Origin of the sequence: Streptomyces sp. NPDC020875 (assembly GCF_040641415.1) — a bacterium.
Lineage (GTDB): Bacteria > Actinomycetota > Actinomycetes > Streptomycetales > Streptomycetaceae > Streptomyces.
Window position 1 is genome coordinate 47,998 of the sequence record NZ_JBFADP010000046.1, and the last position, 24,664, is coordinate 72,661.

Consider the following 24,664-nt stretch of genomic DNA (forward strand, 5'->3'; position numbering starts at 1 on the left):
GGGACAGGGTGGCGGGACCACCCGGGGACGGGTTCCGGCGGACGGACTCCGCCGGGCGGACCGACGGCTCACAGCGGCGAACGGCGCGGCCGCGTCAGCAGATGCGCCGCCAGCAGCCCCAGCGAACAGCCGGGCACCCACGCGAGCTGGTACCAGTAGAAGAACGGAACCCCCGCGAGCGAGGGCCGCCCGGTGGCGTACGACGGCACCCACAGCAGCGCGACCACCGGCGCCAACAGGACCACCGAGGCCAGGACACGCCGCGTCCGGTTCGGCGGACCCCCGGCCCGCCGTACCTCTCCTGCCATGGTTCCTCCGCACTTGTCCGCCGGCGGGCTCGGTGTTCCGGCCGGTCTGTGCAAGAGTTGCCGGTCACCGCGGTTCGGTTGACAGGGACGACCGGGGGATTTCCCCCGGCAGCGGAGACGAGTACTCGGACGGGACCGGTCGCGCCGGTGACCCGGGCCAAGGGGGTGGACGATGAGCGCGACCGCCGTCGCCGCGGCCTTCGCCGCCGTCGTCGGCGCCGCGTCCCTGCTGGCCGCGGCCGCCCCGAGGCTGCGCGCCGCCGACACCCTGCCCTCCCTCGACGGCTGGGCCCTCGCCGACCGCGGCCTCGGCCCCGGCTGGACCTGGCTGCTGCTCGGCGGCACGATCTTCACCGCGTACACCTTCACCGCGGTCCCCGGCCTCGCCTACGGGAACGGCGCGCTGGCCTTCTTCGCCGTCCCCTACACCGTCATCGTCTGCCCGCTGGCCTTCGTCCTGCTGCCCCGGCTCTGGTCGGCGGCCCGGGAGACCGGCAGCGTCACCGTCGCCGACCTGGTCCGGGCCCGCTACGGCTCCCCGGCGCTCGAACTCGCCGTCGCCCTCACCGGCATCCTCGCGACCATGCCCTATCTGGCCCTCCAGCTCCTCGGCATCCGCGCCGTCCTGGACGCCGGAGGGCTGACCCCGGCCGCCTCGGCCGCCGCCGATCTGCTGATGGTCGCCCTCTTCGCCGGACTCGCCGTCGCCACCTACCGGCACGGCCTCCGCGCCCCCGCCGTGATCTCCGGCTTCAAAGGGGCCGCCGTACTCGCCTCCGTGATCGCCCTGGTCTGGCTGGTCCTCGACCGGTTCGGCGGCCCCGGCGGGGTCTTCGCCTCCGCCGCCGCCGAACGCGCCGCCCACGGCCACGACCCCGACACGGCCCTGCTGCTGACGGCGGGCCAGCAGCCCGCCTTCGCCACCCTCGCCCTCGGCTCCGCCCTCGCCCTGCTGATGTACCCCCATGTCCTCACCGTCGGCTTCGCCGCCTCGGGCCCCCGCGCCCTGCGCCGCGCCACCATCGCCCTGCCCGCCTGGACCGCCGTCCTCGCCGTCTTCGGCCTGCTCGGGATCGCCGCCGTCGCCGCCGGGATCCGCACCCCGCCCGGCGCCGCCGAATCCGCCGTACCCCTGCTCGTGGAACGGCTGATGCCCGCCCCGCTCGCCGGACTCGTCCTCGGCGCCATCACCGTCGGCGCCCTGGTCCCCGCCGCCGTGATGTCGGTCGCCGCGGCCACCCTCTTCGTCCGCAATGTGTACGTGGCCCGGATCCAGCCCACCGCCACCCCCAAACACCAGGTACGGATCGCCCGTACGGTCTCCCTCACCGCCAAGGCGGGCGCCGTCGCCTTCGTCTTCGGCCTCCGCGACCAGGCCGCCGTCAACCTCCAGCTGCTCGGCGGCGTCTGGATCCTCCAGATACTCCCCGCCGTCGTCCTCGGCCTGTACGCCCGGCGGCCCAGGCCGGGGCCCCTGCTCGCGGGCTGGGCGGCGGGCATGGCGTTCGGCACCCTGGCCGTCGTCCGTGAGGGCTTCTCGTCCGTGATCCCTCTCCCCGCGATCCTCCCCGGTACGGGCGGCGCCCCGCCCGAGGTGTACGCGGGACTCGCCGCCCTCGTCCTCAACGCCGCCGTCACCGCCGCCGCCTCCGCCCTGCCCGGACGCCGCGCCCCGGCCCCCGGCCCGGCGCCCGCACCCCGAGCCGACCCGGGACGGAGCACCCCGTGAGACGGACCCCGCGCGCCGCGCGCACCCTGACGGCCCCCGCCCAGCCCCCCGTGGTCACCGGCGCCGCCCCGGCCGTCGCCGACGACGGCGACACCGAACGCGAGGCCGCCCTCGCCCGGCTGTTCGAGCTCCACTACACCTCGATGCTGAGGCTCGCCACCCTGCTGGGCGCCGACGACCCGGAGAACATCGTCGCCGAGGCGTACTACGAGCTGTACCGCCGCTGGCGCAAGCTGCGCAGCGCCGAGAGCGCCGAGTCGTATCTGCGCTCCGTCGTCTGCAATCTGACCCGGATGCGGATCCGCCACCTCCAGGTCGTCCGCCGCCACACCCGCACCACCGACAGCGGCCCGGAGCCCGCCGCCGTCGCCTCGGCCGAACACACCGCCCTCCTCCACGACGACCAGCGGGCACTGATCCACGCCCTGCGGAAACTGCCGCCCCGCCAGCGCGAGGCGCTGGTACTGCGGCACTGGATGGGACTCAAGGAGGGGGAGATAGCCGAGGCCATGGGCATCTCACCGGGTTCGGTCAAGACCCACACCGCGCGCGGGATCGCCGCACTGTCCCAGGTCATGGAGAACCGCCGATGAACAGCCGCCCCACCGGGCCCGCGAACGGCCCGGACACCCACGACACCGAGGACCGGCTCCGCGAGGCGATGGAGGCTCTCGCGGGCGGGGTGCACGCCGCCCCCGACGCGTACCGGACCGCCCGCGGCACCTGGCGGCGGCGCGAACGCCGCCGGCGTCTGATGCTCACCCTCCTGGTCGTCACCGTCTTCGCCCTCGCCGTACTCGCCGGACTCCAGGTACTCAACGCGGCGCCCGCCGGATCCGGCGGCACCTTCCACGACGACCCGCCCGGCCCCTCCGCCCCCGCGTCGCCCGGACCCCGTTGACCGCCTCCCGTTCCCGCACCACGCGAGAGGCCACGGGCGGCGGCTCATCCGTACGGCCGTGACCGGCGCGCCCCTCACTCCCGGGATGTGACCACCATCGTCGCCCCCTCGGCCCGGGGGATCGTGGACGCCACCTCACGGGGCCCGGCGCCGTCCGCCGGGACCAGCCGCCACCGCGCCAGGATCGTCGCCAGCGCGATCGTCGCCTCCGTATAGGTGTAGAGGTCCCCGATGCATTTCCGGCTGCCCGCCCCGAACGGGATGTACGCCTCCCGCCCCAGCCCGGCCGCCCGCTGACGCTCCGGCAGCCAGCGGTCGGGGTCGTACGCCTCCGGATTCTCGTACACCCGCCCGTCCCGGTGGATCGCGTACAGGCTGAACGCGATCTCCGTCCCCGAGGGCAGCCGGTATCCGGCCAGCTCCACCGGCTCGGTACTGCGCCGCATCAGCAGGGTCACGCTGTGCAGCCGGATCGCCTCGTCCAGCGCCCGGCGCAACGCGGGCAGCCGTGGTACGTCCCCGATCGTCACCGGCCCGTCGCCGACCACCGAGCGCACCTCGGCGGCGACCGCCGCCTCCGCCTCCGGGTGGCGGCCGAGTTCGGCCAGCGTCCACGACAGGGCCGCCGTCGTCGTCTCCACCCCGGCGAAGAGGATCGTACTCAGCTCGTCCCTGATCTCCGTGTCGTCCAGCCGCCCGTCGTCCTCCGCGTCCCGGGCCGCCAGCAGCAGCGACAGCAGATCGCCCCGCTCCGGAGCGGCGCCGTCGCGGGCGCCGAGGATCGTCTCGTCGATCACCGCGCGCAGCCGGGCCGCGGCCGCGTCGAAGTCCCGGTTGGGGCGGATCGGGATCCGGTCCAGCAGCCGCGGCGAGGCCGCCCGTACCAGCAGATGGTTGAGGAGGACCGGCAGATTGTCCCGGACCGCCGCCACCGCGGGCCGCCCGAAGTCCGTCGAGAACATGGTCGACGCCAGCGTCTCAACGGCGTAGGTGCTCATCACCCGCTCGACCTCGATCCGCTGGCCGGGCCGCCACGACTCCACCAGCTCGGCCGCCTTGCGGCTCATCGTTCCCGAGTACTCCTCGATGTGCTGCCGGGAGAACATCGGCTGCATCAGCCTGCGGTGCCTGCGGTGGTACTCGCCGTCCGCGGTGGCCAGCCCGTTGCCCGCCAGCGGCCGCAGCCGTTCGAAGAACCGTCCCTTCTCGAAGCTCCGCCCCTTGGCCGTCAGGATCTCGTAGACCAGCTCCGACGAGGTCGCGACATAGACCGGGAGCGTGCCCACGTCCAGCCGGACCAGATCGCCGTACCGGCCCAGTGAGTTCAGCAGACCGAGCGGATCGCGCCAGAGCCGCAGGGCGTGCCCGATCAGCGGAAGCGCCCCGGGCGCGCGCGGTACCGAACTCGTCCCGGTCGACCGTGAAACCTCTGCCACCACGAACCCCCAACCAATCCACGAACTCGAAGAAACTCAGAAGAACTCGAAAATCCCGCGGAAACTCACAGCGCGTCGAACGAAACCGGCGAAACCCGGACAGGGAATCGACGACCGCAACCCCTTGACGGCCATCCGCGCACCCACCGGCCGGGGTGCCGCGCCACCCGGGGTGCCGAGGAGATCACATCACCGGGAGCCCGCTCGTGGGAGAGGTTCCACGGCATCTCCGGAACACCACTACCCCACTCCGTACGGTAGTTCGAGGAGTGATGGCGACCCGTGGTACTTCGATCGGATGTGCCCTCGCTCTCCGCGCTCGACCATATTTGTCCCGAACGCACGCACCACCCCGAAACCGGCACGGGAAAGATCGCGGACGATTCACCGGATCCGCCGCCCCCGCCCCCGGCGCCGCACTAAGCTGCGGGCTGCCGCGCGGGCCCTCCCTTGCCGAGGTGACCCCACGACGCGCCACCCACCCCCCGACCCCGTACCCGGACCCGCCGCGCCCGCGTACCCCGCCGTCGTCTCCCGGAGGCACCATGAGCAACCCGCACACCGAGCAGCCCTTCACCAGGACCGCGACCGTGCCACCCCAGGGATGTCCCGCACACGGACTGGAGGGCACCCCCGTCCGCCGGGTCTACGGACGCGAGGCCGAGGGCTCCCCCTACGAGCTGTACGAACGGCTCCGCCGCGAACACGGCGCCGTCGCCCCGGTCCTCCTCCCCGGCGACGTATCCGCCTGGCTGGTACTCGGCCACCGGGAGAATCTGGAGGTGATGCGGACCCCCTCCCTCTTCACGGCCGACTCCCGCAACTGGAGCGCCATGAAGGAGGGGAGGCTCTCCGCCGACTCCCCACTGCTGCCCGTCACCGCCTGGCAGCCGCTGCTCGCCTTCGTCGACGGCGAGGAGCACGCCCGGCTGCGCGGCGCCATCACCACCGCCCTCGGCCGGTTCAACCGCCACGGCGTCCGCCGCCATATCGTCCGTCTCACCCACCAGCTGATCGACGCGTTCATCACCCGCGGCGAGGCCGACCTGGTCACCGAGTTCGCCGACCGGCTGCCGATCCTGGTGATGGCCAGGCTCTGCGGTATCCCCGAGGAGTACGGCATCCCCCTCGGCGACGCCGTCCGCGACATGGTCTCCGGCAGCGAGAGCGCCGTCCGCAGCAACGAGTACGTGATGACGACGATGCGGGAAATGGTCGCGCTCAAGCGGGAGAACCCCGACAAGGACCTGATCAGCTGGCTCATCGAGCACGACGGGGCCCTGACCGACGACGAGGTCGCCGAACACGTCCGGCACGCCCTGACCGTCAGCAATGTCACCACCTCCAACCTGGTGGCCAACACCCTGAGGATGGTGCTCACGGACCCCCGCTTCCGGGGCAATCTGTCGGGTGGCCAGATGACCCTGCCGGACGCCCTCGACCAGGTGCTGTGGGACCAGCCGCCGCTCGCGGTGATCCCCACCCGCTGGGCCCTCGGCGACACGGTCCTCGGCGGACAGGAGATCCGCACCGGGGACATGGTGATGCTCGGGATCGCCGCAGGCAACGTCGACCCGGAGATCCGGCCCGACCTCAAGGCACCCATGCACGGCAACCGCTCCCATCTCGCCTTCGGCAGCGGACCCCATGAGTGCCCCGGTATCGACATCGGCCGGGCCGTCGCCGATACCGGTATCGACGCCCTGCTCGGCCGGATGCCCGAGATCGAACTCGCCGTCTCCGACGCCGAGCTGACGATGACCGCCACCTGGATGTCCGCCCGGCTCGACCGGCTGCCCGTACGCTTCCCCCGGGCCAGCCCCCGGGAGACCGCGCAGCCCCCGCTCGACATCCCCGCCGCGCCCGTGGCGCAACCCCTGCCCGAGGCCGCGCCCGCCGTGCCCCCCGTCCCTACGGCGGCCCCGGGCACGCCCGCCCCGCGCGCCTCCTGGTGGCGCAGGCTGTTCGGCGGATGACACGCTCCCGCCGGGCTACCGGAGTCCCGGCGGAACACGCGGACGGGCGGAAAGTGGTGACAATCGGAAAACCGGTCGGGGTGGTCGCCTCCGCTCTTTAGTGTGGTTTCCGTGAAGGGACAACTGGGAGAACTTGAAGACGCCGTGATGACCCGGGTGTGGCGCCTCGACCGGCCCGTCACCGTCCGGGAGGTCATGGTCGAACTCCGCCGCGAGCGGACCATCGCCTATACGACCGTCATGACCGTGATGGACAAGGTCCACCGCAAGGGCCTGCTGAGCCGGGAACTCGACGGCCGCGCCTACCGCTATACGGCCGTCGCCACCCGGGCCGACTACGCCGCCGCCCTCATGGACGAGGCGTGGTCGCACGGCGGCCGCCGCGCCGACACCCTGGTGGCCTTCCTCGGCCGGATGACGGCGGATCAGCGCACCGCCTTCGAAGAGGCGTTACGCATCCTCGGCAGCCGGGCCGAACCGCCCGCGACCCCGCCCTGACCCGCCGCCCCGGGGGCGTACGACCCGTGTCGTACGCCCCCGAAACCGTTGGGGCGCCTACGACACGGGGCGGGCGCTCAGACGCCCGGCGCCACCGAGGTCCCGGCGGCGGACAGCGATTCCCCCGCAGGGGCGGGGGACGCGGCGGGCACGACCGGCACGGCCGGGGGAGCGCCCGCCTCGGGCCCGGCGGGTGCGGCGGACGAGTCGGGTGCGGCGGGGGCCGTCACCGACACGGTCGCCGTCATCACCGGCCCGGAGGCCGAGATCCCGGTGAGCGACACCCCGCTGTCCCTGCCCGCGTACGTCTGCGACCCCGGCTTGCTCTCCGCCGTGAGCGCCGTGTTGTTCTCGCTCCCGGGGAACGGGTCACCCGCGTCGCCCCGGTTCCTGGCGCCCTCCAGATCGCCCAGTGCGTCGGCCTGGACGAGCCTGACCTTGTACCGGCTCTCGTCGGCGTTGTCCTGACGGCTCTCGTCGACATGCCACACCAGCAGCCCGCCCGCCGGCAGCGACTCGTCGTAACCGGTCCGCTGCCGGTTCTCCACCAGGAAGTACTCGCTCCCGACGGCCCCACCGGTCCACAGCCGGTGGGCCGTACGGGACGTCTTCATCTCCTCGAAGGAGACCGCCCCGCCGTCGGTGACCACCGTCTCCGACGCCCAGCCCTGCCGCACCTTGCACCAGGCCGACGGATGGACCGGCACATCACCGTCACCGCCCCAGGCGCCGCCCGCCATCAGACACCAGTCCCCGACGCCCTCGGACGAGCCGTCGGTGTCGTACAGATCGGGGAAACCGAAGACGAGATGCCCCAGCTCATGGGCGGCCACCCCGATCCGGGCGTCCTCCGGGATCGTCAGATAGGCGTAGATCCGCGTCCCGTCGGCGTCGTACGCGGACGGCAGCAGCCACTTGTGCGACCACAGGTCCCCGCCGTCCCCGCTGGTCTCGCCGCCGGTACCCGCGTGCACCACGATGAACGCGTCGACGAAGCCGTTGCCGTCGTTGTCGTACGGCGCGAAGTCCATCAGCGGATCGGCGGCCCGGGCCGTGTCCTCGGCCATCGTCCGGGCCCGCGGCTCGCCCTCGGGGTTGCCCACACCCGAGTTGCCGTTGGCGTACCAGGCCAGGGTCCGCGACAGCCGCAGCGGCCCCACGACCTCCCCGACGATATCGACCAGACCGTTGGTGACCTCGCGGAAGTACTCCCGGACACTGCCCTTGGGCAGCACACCGAGCGAGAAGAACAGATCCTCGAAGTGCTGTCGCCCGGCCCCCATCGGCCGGTCGTCGAAGTCGGCGAGGACGACGGCCACCCGGACCGGTCCGCGCAGCGGGGCCCGGTCGGCGGCGGCCGACATCACGGTGAACCGGGGTGTGTCGGGGGGATACGACTCCGCCGGCTTGATGGTCCCGTCGTCGAACCCGGACCAAGCCAGACCCGGCGGTGCCGGTGTCAGCTGCGGCCCCGAACCGTCGGCGGGCCGGGTCGCGTACGCCGCCCGCAGCCGCGGACTCGGCGGTACGGCGCAGAAGTCGGACCTGACCGCCGTCACTCCCCGCCGGCCGGAATCACCGTCGACCGGACCGTGGACATGCTGATGGCGCTGCTCGGACATGCGAAACCCCCCGGAGGACACCGGACGGTCGCGGCCGGCCGGTGGTGGGACAAAGGAAACGGACCAACCGAACGCATCGTAGGGACGGGCCCCCGCCCGGGTCGACCGGTTGGCCCGGAGTGTCCCCGGCCCGAGGAGTCCGGAACCCACGGCCGTACGACCCCCGTACGCCGGGGCACGCCCCGCGCGGACCCGCCCCGGACGTCCCCGGCACACGTTGGAGCCCGCCGCCCGAGACGGGCGGCGGGCTCCCGGCACGCGGGTCAGCCGAGGGTCACGGCTGGTCGCCGCGGACCACCGCGACCGGGCAGTGCGCATGGTGCAGCAGCGCCTGGCTGACCGACCCCAGCAGCAGCCCGGTGAAACCACCACGGCCCCGGGCCCCCATCACCAGCAGCTGCGCCTGCTCCGTCGCCTCGATCAGGGCCTGCCGGATCCGGTTCTCCACCAGCCGCCGATGGACGGTGACATCCGGATGACGGTCCTGGTGCCCGGCGAGCGCCTCCGCCAGCAGCCGCTCCTCCGCCGCCCGCATCCGGTCGATGCCGTCGACCAGGTTCTCCGGGTATCCGGGGTCGTCGTCACCCCGTTCGGTCCAGGTGTTCCACGCGTGCACGGCCACCAGTTCGGCCCCGCGCGCCGACGCCTCGGCGAAGGCGAAACCGACGGCCGCGTCGGACTCCGGCGAGCCGTCGACCGCGACCACGACCGGCCCGGCCGCCTGGGTGTCGCCGCGTACCACCAGCACCGGACACCGGCCGTGCGCGGCCAGATGTACCGCCGTCGATCCGACCAGCAGACCGATGAACCCGCCCATGCCCCGGCTGCCCACCACGACCAGGGACGCGTCCCGCGACTGCGCCTCCAGCACGGTCAGCGGCTCGCCGGTGACCAGGTCCTGGGTGACGGCGATCCCCGGCTCGGTCTCCCGGGCGTGGTCCACGGCTTCGGAGAGCAGCCGCTCGGCCGCGTTGCGCAGTCCGCCGTCCCGGGGCCCGCTGGGCGACGGGCCGAGGGGTACCCGCATCGCGGGCCAGATGAAGGCGTGCACCACATGGAGCCCGACGCCGCGCTGCCGCGCCGCCCGCGCCGCGACCTCCACCGCCCCGAGCGCCGACTTCGAGCCGTCCACACCGACCACGACCGGACCGTTCATCACAGCACTTCCGTTCTTCCTCGTGCGCCGCACTGGCCGTATCCCCCGTCTCCAGTCTCGGCCCGCGCGCCCGGACCCGCACGGGCCGAACGTCCGTGTCCGGGGGGCCGAACAGCCCTGACATCGGAGGGTGCGAAGTCCATTCCGTACGGCGACCGCGCCGGCGGGGCCGGACCGGGCCGGAACCGGGCTCCCGGCCCCCGGCGCGGCACCGGCCGGGACCCTCCGTTCGGTGCGCCCGTTCACTCGCTCGCGCGCCCGCGGCCGTACCCGGCGACGGCGAGCACCATCAGGACGGCCGTCGTTCCGCCGAGTACCAGGGCCGCCGACGGCGAGTGACCGTCGACCGCGGCGCCGCCAACGAGCGCGCCGAGGGAGATCGTCGCCTGAAACGATGTCGTGAACAGTACGGACGCCGCCTCGGGCGCGTCCGGTACGGCCCGGGCGAACCATCGCTGGGAGCAGACGGGTACCGCCCCGTACGCGGCGCCCCACACCAGGAGCAGGACGGGAGCCGCCCCCGGCACACCGCCGAGCACCGGCAGGGCGAGCACGGCGGCGGCCAGCAGGGCACCCGCCCCGGCGAAGGCCGCCCGCGGCGCCCGCTCCACCAGGGCGCCGCCCGCGAACGACCCCGCGATGCCCGCCGCGCCGAAACCGAGCAGACAGAGCGTCACCGCCGGCGGCCCGGCCCCGGTGACCTCCTCCAGGAACGGGGTGACATAGGTGTAGGCGCCGAAGTGCCCGAGCACGATCAGCACGGTGAACAGCAGGGCGGCCCTCGTGCCCCGGCGGCGCAGGGCCTCCCGCAGCACCGCACCCCGGGTGGGCGCGCCGGCGGGCAGCCGAGGCACCGTCACCACCAGCAGGACCAGCGCCCCGAGCGTGCATACGGCCATCGCGCCGAAGGCGGTACGCCACCCGTACGCGTCACCGATCAGGGTGCCCAGCGGCACCCCGAGCACCGACCCCAGCGGCACCGCCGAGAAGATCACCGCGGTCGCCCGCCCGGCGGACGGCCCCGGGACCAGCCGGGGGGCGAGCCCGGCGCCGACCGACCAGAAGCCGCCGATCACCACTCCCACCAGGACGCGCGAGACCAGGACGGCCCCGTATCCGGTCGCCGTGGCGGCCAGCGCGTTGGCGATCACCAGCAGGAGCAGGAAGAACACCAGCATCCGCCGCCGGTCGTGACGGCCCGTCGCCACCGTCACCAGCGGCGCCGCCACCGCGGCCAGCAGCCCCGGCAGGGTCATCGTCAGCCCGGCCGTGCCGTCGGAGACGGTGAAATCGCCGCCGATGGCGGTCAGCAGACCGATGGGCAGGATCTCGGTGGTGACGACGGCGAAGATCCCGAGGGCGACGGCGACGACCGCGGGCCAACCGCCGGGCCGCGGCGGACGGTCCGCGGTACCGGCGGGGGAGCGGTGGGCGGGCAGGGACGACGAAGGTGCGGTGGGTGCGGACATGGATCCCGTCCTGAGGCGATGGGCTGACGCCCCTCAGTCCAGCGGTCCGGCCGGGATCTTTCCGGCAGCTCCGCGACACCACCGTCACACCCGACGGCGATGTCGCGTTCCTGCCACCGCCACCGCCACCGCCACCGCCACCGCCCCGTGCCGCCGCGGCCCCGGCCCCGGTCCGGTCGCGTCAGGTGTTCGCGGGCGACTCGTCCGGGAAGATCTTCGTCACCACGTCGCCGTCCTCCGTGAGATAGCCGTGCAGCATGCCGGGGCTGCTGTGCGGGGCGTCGAAGACCCCGTCGCGGGTCAGGGCGATCACCCCGCCCGTACCGCCCAGCCGCGGCAGCCGCTCCACCACCACCTCGTACGCCGCCGCCGCCACACCCAGCCCCTTGAACTCCATCAGGGCGGAGACCGTCGACGTCGCCGCGCCCCGGATGAAGTACTCGCCCGCGCCGGTCGCGCTGACCGCCGCGGTCGCGTTCCTGGCATAGGTACCGGCGCCGATCAGCGGGGAATCCCCGATCCGGCCCGGCAGCTTGTTGGTCATCCCGCCCGTCGACGTGGCCGCGGCGACATCGTCCTCGCGGTCGACCGCCACCGCGCCGACCGTCCCCCGGGACTGCTCGTCGGCCAGGGCCTCCGGGGAGCGGGCCGCCGTCTTCGACCCGCGTTCCGCCTCCTTGGCCCGTATCAGGGCATCCCAGCGGGCCTGGGTCCAATAGTAGTCCTGGGTGACGGTGGCCAGCCCGTGCCGGGCGCCGAAGTCGTCGGCGCCCTCACCCGCGAGCAGGACGTGCTTGGACTTCTCCATCACCAGCCGCGCCCCGTCCACCGGGTTGCGCAGTCCGCGCACCCCGGCGACCGCGCCCGCCGCGAGATCGGAGCCACGCATCACGGAGGCGTCCAGCTCGTGCCCGGCGTCCGCGTTGAACACGGCGCCCTTGCCCGCGTTGAACAGGGGGTCGTCCTCCAGCTTCCGTACCGCCGCCGCGACCGCGGCCACACTCGTCCCGCCCTTGTCGAGCACGTGCTGCCCGGCCCGCAGCGCCGCCGCCAGACCGTCGCGGTACGCCTTCTCCCGGGCCGGGGTCGTGGTCTCCCGGTCCAGTGCAGCACCCGCCCCGCCGTGTACGGCGAGTACCACGTCATGGGCGTCGGGCCGGGCCTTCCCGCCCGGCGGCGGCTGGCCCGGACCCGGTGCCGTACGAATCCGTTCGACCCGGGCCGCCCCCACCGAATGGTCCGCGTGGGCCGTCGCGCCAACCGGCTCGCCGACCGGCTGCGACCGTGGGACGGCGATCAGCGCCGCGACGGTCGCCACGGCGAGCAGGGCGGACGGCAGCCAGGAGATGGCGGATCTACGGGACACGGGCGCTCCTCGTCACGGGACGTGCCCCGCCTCTCCGGCGGGGCGCACCGGCCGTTTGGTCGCGCCGCACTCTACTCGCGGTGACATGTTCATGTCCTCGCGAGTGGTCAATTAGATCTCGATCATCACCTGATCGAGTGATTTTCGGACCAGATCGGGTACCTGGCAGTCGGCCGCCGGATAACCCACCGGGATCACCGCGAACGCCTTCTCGTTCGCCGGACGCCCCAGGGCCTCGCCGAGGAAGCGCATCGGACTCGGGGTGTGCACCAGCGCCGCCAGGCCCGAGAGATGAAGGGCGGTCAGCAGCATGCCGACCGCGATCCCGACGGACTCGTCGACGTAGTAGTGCTTCCGCTTGGTGCCGTCGTCGCCCAGCCAGTAGCGCTGCTGGAAGACGACGATCAGGGTGGGCGCGTCGGTCAGATGCGTCTTCACCTCGTCGGTGCCCAGCGGGCGCAGTGCCGCCAGCCACTCCTCGCCCAGCCGGCCCTCGTAGGAGACGCGCTCCTCCTCCTCGGCGGCCTCCCGGATCCGCCGCCGGGTCTCCGGGTCCCGGACCAGGGCGAACGTCCACGGCTGCTGATGCGCACCGGACGGCGCGGTCGCCGCGCAGGCTATGGCGTCCCGGACCGCGTCCATCGGCACCGGATCGGGGGCGAACTGCCGTACCGTACGCCGTTCGTCCATCCGGAGCCGCAGCCGGGCCGCCCGGGCGAGCGACTCGTCGGCGGGGATCCGCTCGGGCCGGTAGGGAACCGGCCGGTAGGGATCGCCGTGGGTCGGGATCCACCGCTCGGGGGCGGCGGGGGAGGCCGTTGGCGCGGCCGGTGCGGGCGGGACGGGCGACAGGGGCCCGGAGGATGCGGACATGGGCCCGAGTGTGCCCGCTGCCCGGCGATCCGGGGAGAGGGCGGACATGATCGTCCGGTGAGCGGACGGTCTCAGTGGCGCACCCCGCCCAGTAGCCGGTCCAGAGCCCGCTCGGTAGCGGCGAGCGCGCCGGGGTCCTCGGACCTGGCCAGCCAGACGGCGGCCTCGTTCATCGCGCCGGAGAGCAGCCGGGCGAGCGGCTCGACCGGCTGCTCCGGCACGACCCCGGCGGCCACCAGGGACCGCAGCGCGTCCGCCAGATGCCGCGCCGACGAGGCGTCGTCCATGGCCCGCCACTCGTCCCACCCCAGCACCGTCGGCGCGTCCAGCAGCAGAATCCGGCGCACGGCCGGATCGGTTCCCGCCGCCAGGAAGGCCCGGCAGCCCGCCCGGAGCTGCTCCCACGGATCGGTGTGCGCGTCGGCCGCCGCCGCCACCGTCTCGCCCAACTCCCCCTGGACCTCGGAGACCACCGCCCGGAACAGCCCCGCCTTGCTGGCGAAATGGTGGTACGCGGCCCCCTTCGTCACCCCCACGGCCTCGGCGACCTCGGCCAGCACCACATCGTGGAAACCGTCGGCGGCGAAGCGCCGCCGACCCTCCGCGAGCAGCGCCTTCCGTGTCGCCGCCCGCTGTTCCGCCCGGCTCTCCGCCATCGCGAGATCACCCTTCCCATTTCACATACCCCGGGTATGCTAACGTCGGATTTCACATACCGGGGGTATGTGAAATCGGTTCAGCGACGAAAGGCCCTGCCATGACCACTCAGCTCGGCGGCTTCTACCCGGTGATCGGCACCCGTGACATCCCGGCGGCGCGCGACTTCTACACCCGTCACCTCGGTTTCGCGATCACTTTCGAGGCCGATTGGTACGTCAGCCTCCACCGCCCCGACGCCCCCCACTACGAGCTCGCCCTCCTCGACTCCGCCCACCCCACGGTCCCCGAGGGCCATCGCACCCCCCTGACCGGCGGACTGCTGTTGAACTTCGAGGTCGACGACGTCGACGCCGAACACCGACGGCTCATCGGCGACGCCGGACTGACCGAACTGCTCACCCTCCGTACCGAGGAGTTCGGCCAGCGCCACTTCATCGTCGAGGGCCCGGACGGTGTACTGATCGACATCATCACCGTGGTCCCCCCGACCGGCGCCTACGCCGAGCAGTACACGGAGGGTCACGTTCCCGGATGACCCGCGACAAACCCCGTCCGGCCGGTACCCGGCCGTCACCCGACCACCTGGCCCGCGCGCCGGGGGAGTGGTCCGACGGCCCGGCCCGGCAACCCCGGGGGAGGGGGGAACGGGACTGACCCGGGTGGCCCCGCATGCGGCCGAGACATCCCCGGAAGGGTCTGACTCCGCCGTCCCCGTCTCCCCGTACCGGCGGCAAAGCCGCCCGCGCCCCGGTCGGTCTCCCGCCCGGTCAGTCCCCCGTATGGGGGATCCGCACTGTCACCGTCAGTCCGCCACCGGGGTTGGGGGCCAGGATGAGGCCGCCGTGGTGCGCCTCGGCGACCGCGGCGACGATCGCCAGCCCCAGTCCATGCCCCCTGCGCGCGGTCGTCCGCCCGTCGGCGCGCAGAAAAGGCTCCGTGAGGGTGCGCACCACCTCCGGATCGAGCACCGCCCCCGTATTGGCCACCCGGATCACGGCGAACCCCTCCGACTCCGGATCGGGCCCCGCGGTCACGGTCAGGGAGCCGCCCACCGGAACGTTGTGCCGGACCGCGTTGTGCAGCAGATTCACCACGAGCTGCCGCAACAGCACCTCATGACCGTTCACGGCCACGGGCCGGACCTCGGCGCCGACCGTCACCCCTTGCGAGGCGGCCTCCTCGCGGACCGCCTCCAGCGCCTCCTCGACGGCCTCGGACAGATCGAGCGGCGCCATCGGCGGCGGCGCGTTCCCGAGGGCGGAGAGCTGCAACAGGGCGTCCACGATCTCCCCGCCCCGCCGGTTCATCTCGGCCAGCCGCGACAACAGAACCGGTATGTCCTGCCCTTCCGGGTCGGCTCGGGCCACATCAAGCATCGCCCGGCTCACCGCCAGGGGCGTGCGGAGTTCGTGCGAGGCGTTGGCGGCGAACCGCCGCTGCGCCTCGAACGACCGCTGAAGACGGTCGAGCATATGGTCGAATGTGTCGGAGAGATCGGTGAACTCGTCCCGTCGCCCGGTCAGCCCCACCCGGTGGTCGAGTGATCCCCGGGCGGCCCGGTCCGCGGCCCGGGTGATCTGCTGAAGCGGCCTCAGCACCTGCCCCGCGAGTACCCAGCCGCCCCCCAGCCCGACGACGGTGAGCAACAGCAGGGCGTACCCGGACGCCCGGATCAGTACATCGATGATCTCCTCCCGGCTGGGGACGTAGTCGTCGTCCCCGGGATTGGCGGCGATGAACGGATAGTTCGGCACCGACCACATCACCGCGTAGATGATGGCGAGCGCCACCACCCCCGAGATCACGGCGAAGAACGCGTAACCCAGGGTGAGGCGGAGCCGTGCCGTCAGCCGCCGGGGCCGCCACTCCGGCAGCGGGCTGTCCTCGCCGGCCCGGGGCGCGTCGGCGACGGTGTCGTTCACGACCGGGTCTCCAGCCGGTAGCCGACACCGGCAACCGTGCGGACGACCCCCGGGTCGCCCAGTCTCTTGCGCAGGGTGGAGATGGTGATGCGCACGGCATTGGTGAACGGGTCCGCATGCTCGTCCCAGGCCCGTTCCAGCAGGGTCTCGGAGCTGACGACCCCGCCCCCCGCCTCCATCAGCAACCGCAGCACCGCGAATTGCTTACGGGTCAGAGCCACATACCGGCCGTCCCGGTACACCTCCCGCCGGAACGGGTCGAGCCGGATCCCCGCGTACTCCAGTACCGGCGGAGCGCCCTCCTTGGGACGCCGGGCCAGCGACCGCAGCCGGACGACCAGCTCGGGCAGATCGAAGGGCTTGGTCAGATAGTCGTCGGCCCCCAGTCCGAAGCCCGCCACCTTCTCCTCAAGGCCGCCCGCGGCCGTGAGCATCAGCACCCGGCAGCCCAGTCCGCGCCGCACCACGGCCCTGCAGACGTCGTCACCATGAGTCCCCGGAATATCGCGGTCGAGTACGACGACGTCGTACTCGTTGACATCCAGCCGCTCCAGCGCCGTGTCCCCGTCCCCGGCGATGTCGGCGGCGATCGCCTCCAGGCGCAGCCCCGACTGCACGGCCTCGGCGAGATACGGCTCGTCCTCCACGATCAGTACCCGCATACGGCCCGCTCCCGCCTGTCCGATCCTCCCGGTCTCCCGGTTCGCCGGCTGTTCCGGCTCGACGGACTCCATGACATCACGGGTCACCTATCGCGAACGTATCGGAATGACGAGACGCCCACGGAACGCCCGCCCCCCTTCACTGGTCACACCAACGGCGGCAACGCGAGTACCGGGAGGCGTGACATGACGAACGACGGCGACGGCGGGGCGCTGGCGGACGGATCCGGCGACGGACCGCTCGGCGGTATCGGCGCCATAGCCCCCTGGGCCGGGACAGGCGCCACGGCAGCCCGCAGAAGGCGGGGAAGTTCCTCACCACACCGGAGAAAACGGCCCATGCGACCGGCAAGGCCGTCGACATCGGCCCCACCGACGCCGACGACCGACTCATCCGGAAGGGCGCCCGGTACGGGCTCTGTCAGACGTATGCGAATGAAATGTGGAACTTCGAACTGAGAGACGCCCCGGGCGGCGCCTGCCCGGCCCCGCTCCCCGACACCGGCGGGTGAACCCCTCCCGCCCCGGGTGTCCCACCCGGGCATCAAAGGCGGCGAAGCCGATCAACAAGGGGCGTACCACCCCCGCGTGACGCGCGCGAAGTCCTTGCATGTCCCACGAATGATCAACAGGCGTTAACGTGTTCCTTGACCTTCTGTTGACTTAGTTGGTCAACCCTTGACGTGTGCGTACGCGAACCCGAACCCATCAGCCGGAGGGAGGCGCCTCATGCGGACCACGACATCACGAACGCTGATATCCCTGCTCGCCGTCGCTCTGCTCGCCTTCCCGTGCCTCGCCTCGACGGGGGCCCTCGCGACCCCGCACCCGATCAGCAACGGAAGCACCCCCGGCCAGGACCTCACCCTCCGAACCACCACGGAACCCGGTACGGAGCACCACAGCCGAGCCGGTGAACCCACCCTCGACCCACTCGGCCACTTACGCGCCCGCGACCCCCACCGCCCCGCCGCGACCGCGCCGTCAGCGACGCACCGCGCACCCCGTGCCGCACCGCGCCACCGGACCCCCGGGCACCTCCTCACCCCACCCGCCGGTCACCCCCGGCAGGACAGAAGAGCCCCGGCCACCCCCACCCCGGCCGAATTACAGGTCTTCCGCTGCTGATCCGGAGCACGCCCCCACGCTCTGTCATGTCAGCCCCGACGCGCCCCCACAGCGCGCCAGGAGGATTCACCCCAATGCAGCCGCTCATCGACCACGCCCGGGCCCACGGCCGGAACCCCGAACGGTTCGCCCCCCACGCCGCAGGGCAGTCCCCTCACACCCTTTTCATCACCTGCTCCGACTCCAGGGTCGTCCCGTCCCTGATCACCGGCGCACGCCCCGGCGAGCTCTTCGAACTCCGCACCGCGGGCAACATCGTCCCGCCCACCACCGGCCACCCCACCAGCGAGGCCGCCACCATCGAATACGCCGTCGACGTCCTCGGCGTCCAGGACATCGTCGTCTGCGGCCACTCCCACTGCGGCGCCGTCGGCGCCCTCGTCCGCGACGACGACCTCACCGCCGTCCCCGCGGTCCGCGACTGGCTCGCCCACGCCGCCCACCGACCCGCCCCCGAGGACGCCGACCCCGACGATCCCGAAGTCGCCCGAGCCGTCCAGCAACACGTCCTGGCCCAACTGCTGCGCCTGCGCTCCCACCCCTGTGTGTCCCGACGGCTGACCGCCGGCCGGCTCCGCCTGCACGGCTGGTACTACGAAGTACACACCGGCGCCGTCCAGGCACACGACGCCGCCACCGACACCTTCACGGCCCTGTGAGCGCCGGCGTGCCCAGGACCAACTACCCCCATCTGCGGCAGGACTTCGCCGCCTCCCTCGTCGTCTTCCTCGTTGCCCTCCCTCTCTGCGTCGGTGTCGCCGTAGCCTCCGGAGTCCCCGCCGAACTCGGCCTGGTCACCGGCATCGTCGGCGGCCTGGTCACCGGCATGATGCGCGGCAGCAGCCTTCAGGTCTCCGGACCCGCCGCCGGAATGACCGTCCTCGTCCTCGAAGCCGTCACCGAATTCGGACTCCCCGTCCTCGGCGCCATCGTCCTCGCCGCCGGATTGCTCCAGATCCTCCTCGGCATGCTCCGCCTCGGCCGCTGCTTCCGCGCCGTCTCCGTCTCCGTCGTCGAAGGCATGCTCGCCGGAATCGGCCTGATCCTCATCGCCGGACAGCTCTACGCCATGGCGGGCTTCGAAGCACCCGCCGACGGCATCGGCAAGATCATCGGACTCCCCGGGGCGCTCTGGCGCACAGCCGGAGACACCGACGCCCTCGCTTCCATCGCCCTCGGCGCCGCCACCGTCGCCGTCCTCGTCCTCTGGAAGCACCTGCCCCCGAGGATCCGGACCGTCCCGGGACCGCTCGCCGCCGTCGGCCTCGCCACCCTCACCGTCATCGCCACCGGACTCCCCGTCGCCACCGTCGAGGTACGCGGACTCCTCGACTCCGTCCAACCCCCGTCCACCGAAGCGTTCGGCGAACTCGCCGGCCTCGGCGCCATCGGCACCGTCCTGGCCTTCACTCTGATCGCCTCCGCCGAATCCCTCTTCGGCGCCGCCGCCGTCGACCGCCTTCACAACGGCCCCCGCACCGACTACGACAAGGAACTCGTCGCCCAGGGCACGGGCAACGCGGTCTGCGGCGCCCTCGGCGCCCTCCCGATGACCGCGGTCATCGTCCGCAGCGCCGCCAACGTCCAGGCCGGAGCCCGCACCAAAGCGTCCCGCGTCCTTCACGGCGTCTGGCTGCTGCTCTTCGCCGCCCTCCTCCCCGCCGCACTGGCCTACATCCCCGTCCCCGCCCTCGCCGCCGTCCTGGTCCACGCCGGCTTCAAACTGGTCCCCGCCCGCGCCTTCGCCACCCTCTGGCGCCGCCAGCGCGGCGAAGCCGTCGTCCTCGCCGTCACCGCCCTCTCCATCGTCGTCATCGGCATGTTCGAAGGCGTAATCGCCGGACTCGCCCTCGCCGTGGCCAAAACAGCCTGGGAAGCCTCCCACCTCCGGCTCGACGTCGACGAACGCGGCACAGGACCGGTCCGGGTCCGCCTTCGCGGCAACGCCACCTTCCTCCGTCTGCCCAACCTGATCGACAGCCTCGAAGCCCTCCCGCCCGACCGAGCCGTCGAACTCGACCTCACCGAAGTCCACCACCTCGACCACGCCTGCCGGACCGCCCTCGAAACCTGGTCCGAACGTCACAGTGCCACCGTGACCCGCCATATGAGGGCCCTCTCCGGCTGACCACCCACCAGCCCCGCCCGCCGCCACGGGCGGGGCCCCAGGCCACCCGAGCCCCGAACTCCCGGCACCAGACCCCCACGCCCCCAGCCCCGGACCGCGCGTAACCGGCCACCACTGCACACCGTTGGCCCGATATGCGCACACGCCGCCCCCCGGCCCCCCGCCCCACGGGCGCCCGAACCCCTTCCATGACCCGCCTCGCCCTCGCCACCCTGGCCGGGACCGCCGTCGAGTTCTACGACTTCTTCGTCTACGGCACCGCCGCCGCACTCGTCCTCGGCCCCCTCTTCTTCCCCTCCTTCTCCCCCCTCGCGAGCAGCCTCGCCGCCTTCGGCACCTTCGGCGCCGGTTTCATCGCCCGCCCCCTCGGATCCCTGCTCTTCGGCCATATCGGCGACCGCCACGGCCGCCGCCCCGTCCTCTTCGCCTCCCTCCTCACCACCGGCATCGCCACCGTCCTCGTCGGCTGCCTGCCCACCTACGACTCCATCGGCCCCACCGCCCCCGTCCTCCTCGTCGCCCTCCGCTTCGTCCAGGGCATCGGACTCGGCGGCGAATGGGGCGGAGCCGTCCTCCTCACCTCCGAACACGCCCCCGCCCACCGCCGCGCCCTCTGGAGCGCCTTCCCCCAGCTGGGCCCACCCCTCGGCTTCCTGCTCGCCAACGGAGTGACCCTCGCCCTCTCGGTCGGCCTCACCGACACCCAGTTCCTCACCTGGGGCTGGCGGGTCCCGTTCTGGGCCGCCGGAGTCCTCGCCGGCGTCGGCCTCCTGCTGCGGACCTCACTCCCCGAAACCCCCGCCTTCCGCGAACTCAGCGGCACAGGCCGCCGGGCCGCCGCCCCCGCCGCGGAAGTCGTACGCCACCACTGGCGCACCCTGCTCCTCACCGCGGGCGCCCTCTCCAGCGGCTACGCCGTCTTCTACACCGTCACCACCTGGGCCCTCGCCTACGGCACCGAGCAAGCCGACATCAGCCGTACGGTCATGCTCACCCTGGTCATGGGAGCCGTCGCGATCAAAGGCACCGCCACCCCCTTCGCCGCCCTCCTCGCCGACCGCGTGGGCCGCCGCCCCATGTGCCTGGCGGGCAGCGCCCTGACAGCCCTGTGGATGTTTCCCCTCGCCGCCCTCCTCGGCACCGGCCGACCGCCCCTGATGTTCCTGGGCTTCGTCATCGCCCTCCTCGCCTTCGTCTCCGTCTTCGCCGTGACCGCCGCCTACCTCCCCGAGCTGTACGAACCCCGGATCCGCTGCACCGGCGCCGCCGTCGGCTACAACCTGGCGGGCGTCCTCGGCGGCGCCCTGACCCCACTGATCACAACCGCCCTGACGCACGGCGGCGGCCCCCCGTGGGGCGTCGCCGCCTGGCTCACCGGCGTCGCCGTCCTGAGCCTCTGCTGTTTCGCAGCCCTCCCCGAAACACGCACCTCGGCCCCCGCCGCGCCACCCGGACCGGCCCCGGCCGCCGAACAGACCCCGGAACCCCCGCGGCAGCCGGACGAAGCCCACGACCACCCGGCGGACAACGCCTCCCGAACGGAACCGGAACCGGTGGACCCCACCGTCCCCCGCCCGTCGGCCCCCACCGACCGCACCAAGGCATGACCACCCGCACACCCCACCGGCCCGAGACCCACCCGAACGGCCCGGCACAATGACCGTGGTCCGGGAGACAGCTCCCGGACCACGGCCCCCTGCCACCGTCAGACCGCCCCACCGGGGCACGGCGACAACTGCGGAAACAAGATCCGCCGAAGCTCGGTGATCTCGCACTCGGTCGCCACCAGATCCAAGGTCTCGAACGCCAGATCCCACTCGACGTCGCCCTGCCCGTTCCGGGTGAACCGCTCGGTGACGCCGTACGTGATCTCCCGCACCGCGCCGCCCTCCGGCGACAGCTTCGCGTGCCCCACCCACTCCCGATACGTCACCTGCCCCTGACGCACCGTCCGCCCCGGCTCCAGCCGCAGCTCGTGGACCCGGGTGAAGAGCTTCTCCAGATAGGCCCGCATTTCCGCCTTGGTCGTCAGCGCCCGGCCGCCCAGTCCGGGCCCGGTCATCGACACCACGTCGTCCACCCCTGCCACCAGCGCCGAAGCGTCACGGGTGTTCCACGCCGTCAGCCGGTTCTCCGTCCGGGGCGGCTTCCACGCCACCGCCGGAACCGAAGCGAACACGTTCGGCAACTGACCACCCAACGAGCGGAACAGCTCCGTCTGGTCCCAGAACCTGCGCCCCTGCTGTACCTGTGTCCCGTCGAGCACCAGCCGGTGCGTCGTGATGTAGTCGAACGCCGCCCCCGGCGACAGGTCCGGATTGATCTTCCAACCGGAGTTGCGCGCCTTCACGAAGACCACCTTCCCGTCCGGCGACGCCACCGCCGACACCGGCTGGAAGTTGTACTTCACGGCCTTCAGCAGGCTGTCCATTTGCCCGGCGATGGCTTCCCTGCCGATCGGCGCGGGCAGCCCCGAGTCCATCAAGGTCCCGGTCGGCGTAAAGAGGTCCATGTAGGTCCCGACCTTCGGATTCGCACCCCATTCGCAGTACGCCTTCATAAACGAGTGCGCGTTGGCGGGCAGCGACGACTGCCCGCCCACAACGGCCTGGCAGTACGACGACATGGCCTGCGGCGCGGTCGCCGAAGCCGACGCCGTACCGGAACCGAAAGGCAGCAGCGCGGCGGCGGTCGCCAACACGACGACGGAACGCATACGACGGATACGTGACATGGGTGACTCCCGTTCGACAGTTGAACAGAGGGGCGGTGGCGCCGGGAGAACCCCTTCCGGCGCGGTGATCACACTCTGTCCGACCCCGCCCACCAGCGCGATTACCTCCGGGGTAACGGACCCCGCCCCGCGGAACTCCCCGGCCACCCCGTACGTTGACCCCGGTGACGCGTCGATACGCGTCACCGACAGACGAACTTCAGCCAGGACCGAGGTGGCAATTCAGTGGCGATGTGGGACCGACTCAAGGACCAGGCCAAGGCCCTCCAGCAGCAGGCCCAGGGATCGGGTCACTCCGGATCCGGGGCGCAGAGCCACGGCCGTCCCGCCGCGCAGAGCTCCGGCTCCGGCTCCAAGGCCCAGCTCGTGGGCCTCCTGAAGACCCAGCTCACGTCACTCAAGACCGAGCTGAAGAGCGGCGCCTACCGCGACGCCAGCATGGCCGTCTGCGCCCTGGTGGCGGCGGCCGACGGACACGTCGACCCGGCCGAGCGCCAGCACGTGGAATCCCTGATCCTCTCCAACGACGTCCTCCAGAACTTCCCGCCGGACCAGCTGCGCACCCGCTTCAACAAGCACGTGGACCAGCTGATGGCCGACCCCATCCGGGGCCGCGCGGAAGCCCTCCAGGAGGTGGCCAAGGCCGCCAAGAAGCCCGCGGAGGCCCGCGCCGTCATCCAGACCGGCATCGTCGTCGCGGGAGCCGACGGCTACATCTCGCCCGCCGAGGAGCAGATCCTCCGCGACGCGTGCGCCACCCTCGGGATCTCCTCCGCCGAATTCGGCATCTGACCCGGCGACACCACCGGCCCCGGTCCACCCCCTCCCAGGGCGGACCGGGGGCGGCCCCTTCTCACCAGCTGTGCGCGACGTCCACGACCACCTTGTCCCCGTACTGCAGTACCCGGAACGGCAGCCGCGCCCGGACCCCGACCGCGACCTGGGTCCGCCCCTCGAAGCTCGACCCGAACTTGGTGTCCTTGAACGTCCGGTACCCGCCGACGCTCACCCCCGGAAGCGACCGCCCCGGCGTCCCCGGATAGACCACCCCGCCCGTCGACGGATCGTAGCTCGGCGCGTTGACGAAGATCTCCAGAATCGCCCCGCCCGCGACGGGAATCCTGGTACCGGTGCCGTCCTGATGGAAGGCGCCGACATAGCCGACCCGGTACCCGGTCTCCCCGGTGGCCCCCGTAACGTCGAACACCAGCCGGTCGAAGCACTCGTGCTGACCGGCCCGGACATTCGTCAGCGGCTCGGCGGAGTGCTGCGGCGCGGATTTCAGGCCACTGCCCCAGCCGGTGGCGCAGGCGCTCGCCGCGACCGGGTTGTGATCCACCTGCCCGCAGGACGCCCATGCCGTACCGGCCGTTCCGACGAGCGTGACACCCGTCAACGCCAGGGCTGTGACGGCCCTTCCCACTGGTCTCATGATCAGTACCTCCTCAGACGACGAAGGAGCGGTTCGATCCGCGCGCCCACCATGAGCCCGTGGATACCGAAGCCGACATCCGTACGGATACTCATATCGCCACCTGAGTACGTGCCAAGAGGGAATCACGGAACAGAAGCGAACAAAGGGGTCGATGAAACCTTCCGTCGCGCCCCCACAACGCTTCGCACTACCGGCGCAACCGGGCACCGGCGCTCATTGCTCCACCAGCACCGGCAGCCACGGAACGACACCACCCCGACGGCGGGCGGACATCAGATCGGCATCCCGGTCGCGAGCCCGACCCGGCCCCGTCACACCCGGGGGCGCCCCGCCGCGTCGACCCCGGAAGAGCCCGTACCGCCGATGTCCAGATCGGCCTGCACCAGATGATGATCCGAATACGGGGTCGGCAGCACCCGGTACCCGGACGGCACGATCCCCCGCAGGAAGACATAGTCGAACTTGCTCTGCCAGTCCGTGGTCGCCGCACAGCCACCACCGGACGAAGGACGGCACCGCTCGTCCATGTCCGCCGCCAGCGACCACATCCGGGTGAGCTCCGGGGCGTCCGGTACGGCATTGAAGTCGCCGAGTACGATCGCGCGATCGATCTACGCCACCACCCCGCCCTCCACACCCGACTGGCCCCCCCCGACGTCCA

Annotated in this window: 23 protein-coding genes and 1 pseudogene; 11 read left to right on the top strand and 13 right to left on the bottom strand. The window is 72.5% G+C overall.

Annotated elements, in window-relative coordinates; all coding sequences use genetic code 11:
- Window positions 1-68: 68 nt before the first annotated feature.
- Window positions 69-308, bottom strand: coding sequence for a DUF3311 domain-containing protein (locus tag AB0G74_RS24860; protein ID WP_361150114.1), 240 nt, complete (start codon window positions 306-308; stop codon window positions 69-71).
- A 172-nt stretch (window positions 309-480) separates the two neighbouring features.
- Between AB0G74_RS24860 and AB0G74_RS24865 the strand changes: the two genes are divergently transcribed.
- From AB0G74_RS24865 to AB0G74_RS24875, 3 genes are read left to right on the top strand one after another with little or no spacing between them, the layout of a single operon-like run.
- A complete protein-coding gene (locus AB0G74_RS24865; protein WP_361150117.1) occupies window positions 481-2,037 on the top strand; it encodes a sodium:solute symporter in 1,557 nt (518 codons plus the stop codon).
- Window positions 2,038-2,087: 50 nt separating this feature from the next.
- Complete coding sequence (locus AB0G74_RS24870; RefSeq protein ID WP_361150172.1) at window positions 2,088-2,630, top strand: sigma-70 family RNA polymerase sigma factor; 543 nt, start codon at window positions 2,088-2,090, stop codon at window positions 2,628-2,630.
- Window positions 2,627-2,938, top strand: a complete 312-nt coding sequence (locus AB0G74_RS24875; RefSeq protein WP_361150119.1) for a hypothetical protein — start codon at window positions 2,627-2,629, stop codon at window positions 2,936-2,938. The genes AB0G74_RS24870 and AB0G74_RS24875 overlap by 4 nt, the downstream gene beginning before the upstream one ends.
- A 74-nt stretch (window positions 2,939-3,012) precedes the next feature.
- Here the strand turns inward: AB0G74_RS24875 and AB0G74_RS24880 are convergent, their stop codons facing one another.
- A complete protein-coding gene (locus AB0G74_RS24880; RefSeq protein WP_361150122.1) occupies window positions 3,013-4,374 on the bottom strand; it encodes a cytochrome P450 in 1,362 nt (453 codons plus the stop codon).
- Window positions 4,375-4,919: 545 nt separating this feature from the next.
- Here AB0G74_RS24880 and AB0G74_RS24885 point away from each other — a divergent pair.
- Window positions 4,920-6,350: a cytochrome P450 gene (locus AB0G74_RS24885; protein WP_361150124.1), complete on the top strand. Its 1,431-nt coding sequence runs from the start codon at window positions 4,920-4,922 to the stop codon at window positions 6,348-6,350.
- 111 nt (window positions 6,351-6,461) lie between these two features.
- Window positions 6,462-6,848, top strand: coding sequence for a BlaI/MecI/CopY family transcriptional regulator (locus AB0G74_RS24890; RefSeq protein ID WP_361150127.1), 387 nt, complete (start codon window positions 6,462-6,464; stop codon window positions 6,846-6,848).
- Window positions 6,849-6,925: 77 nt separating this feature from the next.
- Here the strand turns inward: AB0G74_RS24890 and AB0G74_RS24895 are convergent, their stop codons facing one another.
- The 6 genes from AB0G74_RS24895 to AB0G74_RS24920 all read right to left on the bottom strand — a co-directional run bounded on the left by AB0G74_RS24895 (window position 6,926) and on the right by AB0G74_RS24920 (window position 13,990).
- Window positions 6,926-8,470, bottom strand: a complete 1,545-nt coding sequence (locus AB0G74_RS24895) for a M6 family metalloprotease domain-containing protein (protein ID WP_361150129.1) — start codon at window positions 8,468-8,470, stop codon at window positions 6,926-6,928.
- 274 nt (window positions 8,471-8,744) lie between these two features.
- Entirely contained in the window at window positions 8,745-9,626 is an 882-nt protein-coding gene (locus AB0G74_RS24900) for a universal stress protein (protein ID WP_361150132.1), read from the bottom strand.
- A 242-nt stretch (window positions 9,627-9,868) separates the two neighbouring features.
- Window positions 9,869-11,095 (bottom strand): MFS transporter, encoded by a 1,227-nt coding sequence (locus AB0G74_RS24905; RefSeq protein WP_361150135.1) that lies wholly within the window; start codon window positions 11,093-11,095, stop codon window positions 9,869-9,871.
- Window positions 11,096-11,276: 181 nt separating this feature from the next.
- Complete coding sequence (locus tag AB0G74_RS24910) at window positions 11,277-12,461, bottom strand: isoaspartyl peptidase/L-asparaginase (RefSeq protein WP_361150138.1); 1,185 nt, start codon at window positions 12,459-12,461, stop codon at window positions 11,277-11,279.
- 111 nt (window positions 12,462-12,572) lie between these two features.
- Window positions 12,573-13,334: a nitroreductase family protein gene (locus tag AB0G74_RS24915; RefSeq protein WP_361150141.1), complete on the bottom strand. Its 762-nt coding sequence runs from the start codon at window positions 13,332-13,334 to the stop codon at window positions 12,573-12,575.
- Between the two features lie 71 nt (window positions 13,335-13,405).
- The gene (locus AB0G74_RS24920) at window positions 13,406-13,990 is read right to left on the bottom strand and encodes a TetR/AcrR family transcriptional regulator (RefSeq protein WP_361150143.1); all 585 of its coding nucleotides are present in this window, start codon (window positions 13,988-13,990) and stop codon (window positions 13,406-13,408) included.
- Between the two features lie 101 nt (window positions 13,991-14,091).
- Between AB0G74_RS24920 and AB0G74_RS24925 the strand changes: the two genes are divergently transcribed.
- Window positions 14,092-14,529: a VOC family protein gene (locus AB0G74_RS24925; RefSeq protein WP_361150146.1), complete on the top strand. Its 438-nt coding sequence runs from the start codon at window positions 14,092-14,094 to the stop codon at window positions 14,527-14,529.
- 232 nt (window positions 14,530-14,761) lie between these two features.
- On the opposite strand, the gene AB0G74_RS24930 is transcribed toward AB0G74_RS24925, so the two are convergent.
- Window positions 14,762-15,916, bottom strand: a complete 1,155-nt coding sequence (locus tag AB0G74_RS24930; RefSeq protein WP_361150148.1) for a HAMP domain-containing sensor histidine kinase — start codon at window positions 15,914-15,916, stop codon at window positions 14,762-14,764.
- Window positions 15,913-16,578 carry a response regulator transcription factor gene (locus tag AB0G74_RS24935; protein ID WP_361150175.1) on the bottom strand — a complete coding sequence of 222 codons (666 nt, stop codon included), beginning with the start codon at window positions 16,576-16,578 and terminating at the stop codon, window positions 15,913-15,915. The genes AB0G74_RS24930 and AB0G74_RS24935 overlap by 4 nt, the downstream gene beginning before the upstream one ends.
- Window positions 16,579-17,307: 729 nt before the next feature.
- Between AB0G74_RS24935 and AB0G74_RS24940 the strand changes: the two genes are divergently transcribed.
- The 4 genes from AB0G74_RS24940 (at window position 17,308) to AB0G74_RS24955 (ending at window position 21,441) form a co-directional block, all read left to right on the top strand.
- On the top strand, window positions 17,308-17,706 hold the full coding sequence (locus tag AB0G74_RS24940; RefSeq protein WP_361150151.1) for a hypothetical protein: 399 nt from the start codon (window positions 17,308-17,310) through the stop codon (window positions 17,704-17,706).
- A gap of 74 nt (window positions 17,707-17,780) precedes the next feature.
- The gene (locus AB0G74_RS24945; RefSeq protein WP_361150153.1) at window positions 17,781-18,365 is read left to right on the top strand and encodes a carbonic anhydrase; all 585 of its coding nucleotides are present in this window, start codon (window positions 17,781-17,783) and stop codon (window positions 18,363-18,365) included.
- Window positions 18,362-19,834 carry a SulP family inorganic anion transporter gene (locus tag AB0G74_RS24950; RefSeq protein ID WP_361150155.1) on the top strand — a complete coding sequence of 491 codons (1,473 nt, stop codon included), beginning with the start codon at window positions 18,362-18,364 and terminating at the stop codon, window positions 19,832-19,834. The genes AB0G74_RS24945 and AB0G74_RS24950 overlap by 4 nt, the downstream gene beginning before the upstream one ends.
- 188 nt (window positions 19,835-20,022) lie before the next feature.
- Window positions 20,023-21,441, top strand: coding sequence for an MFS transporter (locus tag AB0G74_RS24955; RefSeq protein WP_361150158.1), 1,419 nt, complete (start codon window positions 20,023-20,025; stop codon window positions 21,439-21,441).
- Window positions 21,442-21,539: 98 nt separating this feature from the next.
- Here the strand turns inward: AB0G74_RS24955 and AB0G74_RS24960 are convergent, their stop codons facing one another.
- Window positions 21,540-22,535: a nuclear transport factor 2 family protein gene (locus AB0G74_RS24960; protein ID WP_361150178.1), complete on the bottom strand. Its 996-nt coding sequence runs from the start codon at window positions 22,533-22,535 to the stop codon at window positions 21,540-21,542.
- A 258-nt stretch (window positions 22,536-22,793) separates the two neighbouring features.
- On the opposite strand from AB0G74_RS24960, the gene AB0G74_RS24965 reads away from it, so the two are divergent.
- Window positions 22,794-23,360: a TerB family tellurite resistance protein gene (locus AB0G74_RS24965; protein WP_361150160.1), complete on the top strand. Its 567-nt coding sequence runs from the start codon at window positions 22,794-22,796 to the stop codon at window positions 23,358-23,360.
- Window positions 23,361-23,421: 61 nt separating this feature from the next.
- On the opposite strand, the gene AB0G74_RS24970 is transcribed toward AB0G74_RS24965, so the two are convergent.
- Window positions 23,422-24,000 carry a hypothetical protein gene (locus AB0G74_RS24970; protein ID WP_361150163.1) on the bottom strand — a complete coding sequence of 193 codons (579 nt, stop codon included), beginning with the start codon at window positions 23,998-24,000 and terminating at the stop codon, window positions 23,422-23,424.
- Window positions 24,001-24,314: 314 nt separating this feature from the next.
- A pseudogene (locus AB0G74_RS24975) lies at window positions 24,315-24,664 on the bottom strand (endonuclease/exonuclease/phosphatase family protein); the annotation flags it as partial.

Coding starts and splice junctions, on each gene's coding strand:
- AB0G74_RS24860 (WP_361150114.1), bottom strand. CDS start 308: ATGGCAGGAGAGGTACGGCGGGCCGGGGGTCCGCCGAACCGGACGCGG.
- AB0G74_RS24865 (WP_361150117.1), top strand. CDS start 481: ATGAGCGCGACCGCCGTCGCCGCGGCCTTCGCCGCCGTCGTCGGCGCC.
- AB0G74_RS24875 (WP_361150119.1), top strand. CDS start 2,627: ATGAACAGCCGCCCCACCGGGCCCGCGAACGGCCCGGACACCCACGAC.
- AB0G74_RS24885 (WP_361150124.1), top strand. CDS start 4,920: ATGAGCAACCCGCACACCGAGCAGCCCTTCACCAGGACCGCGACCGTG.
- AB0G74_RS24895 (WP_361150129.1), bottom strand. CDS start 8,470: ATGTCCGAGCAGCGCCATCAGCATGTCCACGGTCCGGTCGACGGTGAT.
- AB0G74_RS24900 (WP_361150132.1), bottom strand. CDS start 9,626: ATGAACGGTCCGGTCGTGGTCGGTGTGGACGGCTCGAAGTCGGCGCTC.
- AB0G74_RS24905 (WP_361150135.1), bottom strand. CDS start 11,095: ATGTCCGCACCCACCGCACCTTCGTCGTCCCTGCCCGCCCACCGCTCC.
- AB0G74_RS24915 (WP_361150141.1), bottom strand. CDS start 13,334: ATGTCCGCATCCTCCGGGCCCCTGTCGCCCGTCCCGCCCGCACCGGCC.
- AB0G74_RS24920 (WP_361150143.1), bottom strand. CDS start 13,990: ATGGCGGAGAGCCGGGCGGAACAGCGGGCGGCGACACGGAAGGCGCTG.
- AB0G74_RS24925 (WP_361150146.1), top strand. CDS start 14,092: ATGACCACTCAGCTCGGCGGCTTCTACCCGGTGATCGGCACCCGTGAC.
- AB0G74_RS24935 (WP_361150175.1), bottom strand. CDS start 16,578: ATGCGGGTACTGATCGTGGAGGACGAGCCGTATCTCGCCGAGGCCGTG.
- AB0G74_RS24940 (WP_361150151.1), top strand. CDS start 17,308: ATGCGGACCACGACATCACGAACGCTGATATCCCTGCTCGCCGTCGCT.
- AB0G74_RS24945 (WP_361150153.1), top strand. CDS start 17,781: ATGCAGCCGCTCATCGACCACGCCCGGGCCCACGGCCGGAACCCCGAA.
- AB0G74_RS24955 (WP_361150158.1), top strand. CDS start 20,023: ATGACCCGCCTCGCCCTCGCCACCCTGGCCGGGACCGCCGTCGAGTTC.
- AB0G74_RS24970 (WP_361150163.1), bottom strand. CDS start 24,000: ATGAGACCAGTGGGAAGGGCCGTCACAGCCCTGGCGTTGACGGGTGTC.